This is a genomic window from Deltaproteobacteria bacterium (assembly GCA_018668695.1).
In the GTDB taxonomy this organism is placed as follows: domain Bacteria; phylum Myxococcota; class XYA12-FULL-58-9; order XYA12-FULL-58-9; family JABJBS01; genus JABJBS01.
The window spans coordinates 1-5,482 of sequence record JABJBS010000286.1 but is presented as its reverse complement, the minus strand read 5'-3'; the positions used below and the strand labels follow the sequence as shown (position 1 = coordinate 5,482).

The 5,482-nt window shown below is 50.3% G+C and carries 6 protein-coding genes; all 6 read right to left on the bottom strand.

Annotation, left to right across the window (positions count from 1 at the left end; all coding sequences use genetic code 11):
* Positions 1-38 precede the first annotated feature (38 nt).
* The 6 genes from tsaB to HOK28_15225 are packed head-to-tail and all read right to left on the bottom strand — an operon-like array spanning position 39 to position 5,414.
* Positions 39-770 carry a tRNA (adenosine(37)-N6)-threonylcarbamoyltransferase complex dimerization subunit type 1 TsaB gene (gene tsaB, locus HOK28_15250; GenBank protein MBT6434454.1) on the bottom strand — a complete coding sequence of 244 codons (732 nt, stop codon included), beginning with the start codon at positions 768-770 and terminating at the stop codon, positions 39-41.
* A gap of 9 nt (positions 771-779) precedes the next feature.
* Entirely contained in the window at positions 780-2,456 is a 1,677-nt protein-coding gene (locus HOK28_15245; GenBank protein ID MBT6434453.1) for a PDZ domain-containing protein, read from the bottom strand.
* Between the two features lie 60 nt (positions 2,457-2,516).
* A complete protein-coding gene (locus HOK28_15240) occupies positions 2,517-3,314 on the bottom strand; it encodes a phosphatidate cytidylyltransferase (protein ID MBT6434452.1) in 798 nt (265 codons plus the stop codon).
* Positions 3,308-4,081: an isoprenyl transferase gene (locus HOK28_15235; protein ID MBT6434451.1), complete on the bottom strand. Its 774-nt coding sequence runs from the start codon at positions 4,079-4,081 to the stop codon at positions 3,308-3,310. Before HOK28_15235 ends, HOK28_15240 begins: the two co-directional genes overlap by 7 nt.
* Before the next feature lie 7 nt (positions 4,082-4,088).
* Positions 4,089-4,631 carry a ribosome recycling factor gene (gene frr, locus HOK28_15230; protein ID MBT6434450.1) on the bottom strand — a complete coding sequence of 181 codons (543 nt, stop codon included), beginning with the start codon at positions 4,629-4,631 and terminating at the stop codon, positions 4,089-4,091.
* Positions 4,632-4,688: 57 nt separating this feature from the next.
* Positions 4,689-5,414, bottom strand: coding sequence for a UMP kinase (locus HOK28_15225; GenBank protein MBT6434449.1), 726 nt, complete (start codon positions 5,412-5,414; stop codon positions 4,689-4,691).
* Positions 5,415-5,482 lie beyond the last annotated feature (68 nt).

Here is a 5,482-nt window from a genome sequence, read left to right as displayed (position 1 = left end):
CGCGCCCGAGGAAAACGCTCAAGAGCTCGAGAGTATATTCATTGACGACGAAGACGGGCTTGACGCTCAGCTTCAGTGATTCGGTGGTAGTTAGGATTTAAGAGCCTTAAGTCATCACCGTTGCCCGCTCTTATTTTATCCGCCAACATCAAGAGGCCAAAAGCCGCATCTGGTAAAACCGAATCCATCCACCCGTTGTCTTCACCAAACACTTCTTTTCCATCACCAACCAAGACCGCGTTGGTTTCTGGCATCAACGCTTTAAATTCGGCTGGTGTTCGTGTGCCATCTTCAATAACGGCGTCACAGACCGCAGCCTCGCTGCAGGTATAAAGTGCCGAGTAAATCTCTTTTTGGCGTGCATCCAATACCACTGCCGCTTGTTCTTTTCCCGAAGAAGCCGCCCAGAGCGCGAGGCTTGAAAACCCGTAAAGCGGCATTCCCGCGCCCAACGACAAACCTTTAGCGGTCGCCAGACCTACTCGCAGCCCCGTAAATGAACCTGGCCCCAGACCGACTGCTATCGCTTTAATCTGGGTGGCAGAAATGCCAGACTTCGTCATCGCTTGATAAATCTCTTCGGCCAACGCTTGAGATGGGACAGAGCCCTGCTCAAACTCAATATGAGACACAGGCTCGAACCCCGGCCAGCCCACCATGCAAACGCTGGCCGTCGTCGTCGAAGTATCGATGCTAAGTAAAGGTCCGCCTGCGTCTTGGCTAAGATTCGCCAGAGCATCACGGTGAAAGCTTGATAGGATATCTGTCATGAAACTGCTCTACGGAATGATAAATCGCATGATGTCGTTGCTAAAAACAATCACCATCAAAAAGAGCAGAAAAACCATGCCCACAAGGTTCGAAATCTCACGAACTTTGACAGATGGGGGTCTGCGGCGCACAGCTTCGATCCCAAACATAAGTAGATGCCCACCGTCGAGTACTGGTATGGGCATCAGGTTGAGAAGCCCTAAGTTCACGCTGATCACAGCGAGCCACCTTAGATAATCGTGAAGGCTTTTACGTGCGCTTTTCTCGGCGATGACCCAAAGCATAATCGGGCCGCCAAGGTCTGCCAGCGGAACAACACCCGTGGCAAGCTTACTCATGCCTTCGGTTATCAAGCTCATATCTTGGAACACTTGACGCCCGGCAAACATCAGCGCCTCACCGTAACCAAGGTCTTTTTCCAGACGGTAGGGTTCAAAAAGCGTTCGGTCATTGAATGCACCGAAGATATAACGTGTACGGACATTCTTAAAATCATCGGTCAGCTCTTCAGAGGCCAGCTTAACCTGTGTGGTGATAAACTCACGCCCTCTTTGAACTCTTAACGTAAATTCGTTGCGTGCATCTGAGCCCTGGAACGAAGCGAGGTCTGTACTCCACACACCGATGGGACGTTCAATAAATGCACCATCTGCGGATTTCATCGAAACTTTGACCAAGCGGTCACCGACTCGCAAACCGGCATGGGCTGCGGGGGTATCCTCGTCGAGCTTATTAACAACAACTTCCCTGGAAACGAGTCCTGTGTAGCCGCCGGCCATATCCGCCGAGCTTAATAGTCCCACTGGCATCTCTGCCGGTTGAACATCGGGAGAGAGCGTAAACGTCATCGGCTCATTGTTGCGAAGGACTGCAATCGTTAGTGCTGATCCTGCGGGAATCTTCATCAGAGCCTGGCGTACTTCGTGCCACGCTTCCACAGGTACGTCGGCCACATGCGTAATCAAATCACCTGACTTAACCCCCGCCCGATGCGCTGGACTCTCTTCGTCGAGGATAGCTACTTCAGGTTTGATAAAGAAGTTCAGAATACCAATTTTACCGCGCCGCTGTTTTTCACGGTAAACATTTTCACCGTCTTCACCGCGGGCTCTAATCTTCGTGCTGTAAACGGTTCCGGCGCGTTCATATTCAACAATGAGCTCTTCATCCGGCCGAGAGCCAACGCTCTTGATGACATCGCTCCACTGCTCAAGCTCTTTACCGTTGATGCTTAGGAGCTTGTCACCCGGCCGAATGCCGGCACTCCACGCAGGGTCTCCAACGCTTACGACGCCCAGCTTCGTGTCTGCGAAAGTATGAGCGCCAAAGAACATCCCAAAATAAACGACTAATGCGAGGAGAAAGTTGGCGATAGGTCCAGCCGCAACAACAGCGGTACGTTGCCAGAGAGGTTTCGAGGTCAATGCCCTTGGAAGGTCTTCCGGATCCATGTCCATGCCGGGCAGCTCGCCCACCATTTTCACGTAACCGCCCAGTGGTAAGAGTGCGACTCGGTAAGTGGTCTCACCGCGCCGAAAGCTAAAGAGTTCGGGACCAAAACCGAGCGAAAAACTCAGTACTTTCACATCGAAAAATTTTGCCACCAAAAAGTGACCCAATTCGTGGAAGAAGACCAAGCTACCGATAAATACAATGAAGTAGCCAAAGTTTTGAATGAATTCCATAATTACTACAATCTTCGGTACGGCTAGGCAAAGAGTCAAGGGGCGCAGCCGCTGGGCGCGCTAAACAACCAGGGAAACGTAAAGAAAAATCGCTGGCGCAGCAAACATCACACCATCAAAACGGTCCAAAACACCGCCGTGACCGGGAATTAAATTCGATGAGTCTTTGATACCCGTACTTCGCTTGAGCAGGGACTCACATAAATCCCCAACAATACCAGCCACTGCCGCAATTGCGCCCACGGCTAAAGCATGAAGCGGCGCCAATTCCGGCATGAAGAAATGCCGGAGAATAAATGCCATGGCAATCGCGGCAACGACTCCACCTACGGCACCTTCAATGGTCTTTTTAGGAGAAATCACAGGGGCAAGTTTGTTTTTACCGAGCGCACGGCCTGAAAAGTAAGCGCCAGTGTCTCCGCTCCAAGTACAAAACAACGCAGCCAGAGCTAAACCTAAGCCGCCCTCCATATCGCGAATACGAGCCAAATAAGGAATCATCGCACCGCAATAGACGACTCCAAGAATCATCGTACCTACTGTGAGCAGTGCTTTTTCAATCGACCCAACGCGGCCCAAGAATGACGCCCAAATACCAAGGATACCGGCCGGTAAAATTAAGACGGCGTGCTCTGCAGGGATGAACCCGAGAATCGCCGCCGATGTAGCGGCCGTGACCCCGTAGGTGACAAGAGCAACGGGGCTCTTACCGTCAGCCGGGCTCATGGATAAAAGCTCCCAAAGCATCAAGAGGCTGAGCACCCAGCAAACAGCCTGGCAAACAAAGCCGCCTTCATAAATGACCCAAAGTAAGGCAGGCGCAAAAACCATCGCGGATAATATTCTGGTTCTTAGCACTTGGCTCGCCCCATCTTTTCATTGGTTTCAAGTTGCTCAGGTGTGGCCCCGAAGCGCCGCTGGCGCATACTGAAATCTGTCATACAATCTTTAAACTGAAGAGGGTCAAAATCCGGCCAAAGTACGTCCGTGAACAAAAGTTCGGTATAGGCTGATTGCCATAAAAGGAAATTCGAGAGTCTTACTTCGCCCGATGTTCGAATCATGAGATCCGGATCAGGTATATCGGAGGTGCCTAATTGCGACGAGAATCTAGTCTCGTCGATATCTTCGGGCTGGAGCTTACCTTCAGCCACAGCCTCAGCCATCGCTTTTGCAGCCTCTATAAGTTCTTCACGGCCGCCATAATCAATGGCCAATGTGAGCACCATGGAGCTATTGTCTTTGGTTACTTCACGAAGTTCTTCAAATGCTTGGCGCGTGGATTCAGGTAAATTCGAGAGTCGGCCTATGAGATTTAACCGTATGTCGTGCTTCATTAAAAGTTCACGCTCACCGATGCAATACTCTTCAAGCAGGTCCATCAATCCTTTGACCTCGTCAACAGGTCGCTGCCAGTTTTGAACTGAGAATGAATACAGGGTGAGGTACTTGAGGCCGATTTCCCGAGCTGCCGTCGTAATATCACGCACGGTGTCGGCGCCCCGCCGGTGCCCCTCTAAACGAGGCAAACCACGCCGCTGAGCCCATCGACCATTACCATCCATAATGATGGCAACATGGCGTGGGGTTTCTCTATCTAAAGATACTCGGACCGGGTCACTCATTGGAATCTTAGATTTCCAAAATCTCTGCTTCTTTTGCCGACAAAACTTCATCAACTTTGCTCACTGCATCGTTGGTAAGGTTCTGCACCTGCTCCAAAGCTCGTTTTAGGTCATCTTGAGAGATTTCTTTTTCCTTTTCCGCATCCTTGAGCATATCGTTGATGGTTCGTCGGTGGTTACGAACAGCAATCTTGCATTCTTCGCCGCGTTGACGAGCTTGCTTAACGAGATCCTTACGGCGCTCCTCAGTGAGCTGAGGTATCGGCAATCGAACCATCTCTCCATCGTTCTGTGGATTGATACCCAGCTGGGCATTCATAATCGCTTTCTCAATTGCACTGACCAAGCCTTTTTCCCAAGGTTTGATGGTCAACAAACGAGGCTCAGGAGCTGAAAGCTGAGCACACTGACTCAACGGAGTTGGCGTACCGTAGTAATCGACTTTTACGTCATCAAGAATCGATATGTTCGCGCGACCAGTTCTCAACTTAACCAAGCCACTTTTAAGGGACTGAATAGAGCTATCAATACTCTCACCCAGTTCCTGCATGCATTCTTCTTCAAGACTCATATCAACTTTTCTCCAGCAATCGTTTTACGCGCTATATTATCGATCAAGTTTGCCCACAACGGTACCTATTTTATCACCCATGACCGCTCGGCGAATATTACCCTTTTCGTGGAGATTGAAAACAACGATTGGCAAATTATTGTCTCTACAAAGAGAAATCGCAGTAGAATCCATAACATGGAGGTCGCGCTGGAGCACTTCTAGATAGGTCAAATCGTCGAATTTTACAGCATCAGGATTCTTCATTGGGTCTGAATCGTAAATACCGTCTACTTTGGTTGCCTTGAGAATGGCTTCTGCATGAATTTCCATCGCGCGAAGAGAAGCTGCCGTATCTGTCGTGAAATAGGGGTTACCTGTACCGGCACCGAAGATAACGACCCGCTGCTGCTCCAAATGCCGCATCGCACGACGCCGAATGTAGGGCTCCGCGATTTCCTGCATTTCAATAGCCGTCAAAACTCGAGTTTCTATTCCTTGGGCTTCCAGTGCATCCTGAAGTGCCATAGAGTTAATAACGGTTGCGAGCATTCCCATGTAATCCGCTGAAGCCCGGTCCATGCCTTGAGCACTGGCCGCAACACCACGAAAGATGTTTCCACCACCAATGACGATGCCCAATTCAATGCCGAGCTCAACAACATCTTTGATTTGGGATGCAATACTCTCCAAGATTGGTGGGCTGATCCCATATCCTTCGTCACCTTGCAGTGCTTCACCTGAGAGCTTGAGTAAAACTCGCTTAAATATTGGTTTGGACATGATTTCTCCGCGGCAAGCGTTTGATGGTAGCCTAATGGCGGCTCGACTTACCGGCGGCCCTTTGCCTT

Excerpts from the sequence above, each read along its gene's own strand:
- tsaB (MBT6434454.1), bottom strand. The coding sequence starts at position 770 with ATGACAGATATCCTATCAAGCTTTCACCGTGATGCTCTGGCGAATCTT.
- HOK28_15245 (MBT6434453.1), bottom strand. The coding sequence starts at position 2,456 with ATGGAATTCATTCAAAACTTTGGCTACTTCATTGTATTTATCGGTAGC.
- HOK28_15235 (MBT6434451.1), bottom strand. The coding sequence starts at position 4,081 with ATGAGTGACCCGGTCCGAGTATCTTTAGATAGAGAAACCCCACGCCAT.
- frr (MBT6434450.1), bottom strand. The coding sequence starts at position 4,631 with ATGCAGGAACTGGGTGAGAGTATTGATAGCTCTATTCAGTCCCTTAAA.
- HOK28_15225 (MBT6434449.1), bottom strand. The coding sequence starts at position 5,414 with ATGTCCAAACCAATATTTAAGCGAGTTTTACTCAAGCTCTCAGGTGAA.